At 56.4% G+C, this 1,197-nt stretch carries 1 rRNA gene; it reads right to left on the bottom strand.

Going from position 1 to position 1,197, the window contains the following annotated elements:
* Positions 1–23: 23 nt before the first annotated feature.
* Positions 24–1,197: ribosomal RNA gene (locus tag ABZ877_RS39660) — 23S ribosomal RNA — on the bottom strand; the annotation flags it as partial.

Here is a 1,197-nt window from a genome sequence, read left to right as displayed (position 1 = left end):
CAACACAGTGGACGCGAGCAACTGAGGACAAGCCCTCGGCCTATTAGTACCAGTCACCTCCACCCGTTACCGGGCTTCCAGATCTGGCCTATCAACCCAGTCGTCTACTGGGAGCCTTAACCCCTCAAAGGGGGTGGGAGTCCTCATCTTGAAGCAGGCTTCCCGCTTAGATGCTTTCAGCGGTTATCCTTTCCGAACGTAGCCAACCAGCCATGCCCTTGGCAGAACAACTGGCACACCAGAGGTTCGTCCGTCCCGGTCCTCTCGTACTAGGGACAGCCCTTCTCAAGACTCCTACGCGCACAGCGGATAGGGACCGAACTGTCTCACGACGTTCTAAACCCAGCTCGCGTACCGCTTTAATGGGCGAACAGCCCAACCCTTGGGACCGACTCCAGCCCCAGGATGCGACGAGCCGACATCGAGGTGCCAAACCATCCCGTCGATATGGACTCTTGGGGAAGATCAGCCTGTTATCCCCGGGGTACCTTTTATCCGTTGAGCGACGGCGCTTCCACAAGCCACCGCCGGATCACTAGTCCCGACTTTCGTCCCTGCTCGACCCGTCGGTCTCACAGTCAAGCTCCCTTGTGCACTTACACTCAACACCTGATTACCAACCAGGCTGAGGGAACCTTTGGGCGCCTCCGTTACTCTTTAGGAGGCAACCGCCCCAGTTAAACTACCCATCAGACACTGTCCCTGATCCGGATCACGGACCCAGGTTAGACATCCAGCACGACCAGAGTGGTATTTCAACGACGACTCCCCCTGAACTGGCGTCCAGAGTTCACAGTCTCCCACCTATCCTACACAAGCCGAACCGAACACCAATATCAAACTGTAGTAAAGGTCCCGGGGTCTTTCCGTCCTGCTGCGCGAAACGAGCATCTTTACTCGTAGTGCAATTTCACCGGGCCTATGGTTGAGACAGTCGAGAAGTCGTTACGCCATTCGTGCAGGTCGGAACTTACCCGACAAGGAATTTCGCTACCTTAGGATGGTTATAGTTACCACCGCCGTTTACTGGCGCTTAAGTTCTCAGCTTCGCACGCCCGAAAGCGCACTAACCGGTCCCCTTAACGTTCCAGCACCGGGCAGGCGTCAGTCCGTATACATCGCCTTACGGCTTCGCACGGACCTGTGTTTTTAGTAAACAGTCGCTTCTCGCTGGTCTCTGCGGCCACCCCCAGCTCA

This window comes from Streptomyces sp. NPDC046939 (assembly GCF_040644575.1).
In the GTDB taxonomy this organism is placed as follows: Bacteria; Actinomycetota; Actinomycetes; order Streptomycetales; family Streptomycetaceae; genus Streptomyces.
This window is presented reverse-complemented; position numbering and strand designations above follow the sequence as displayed.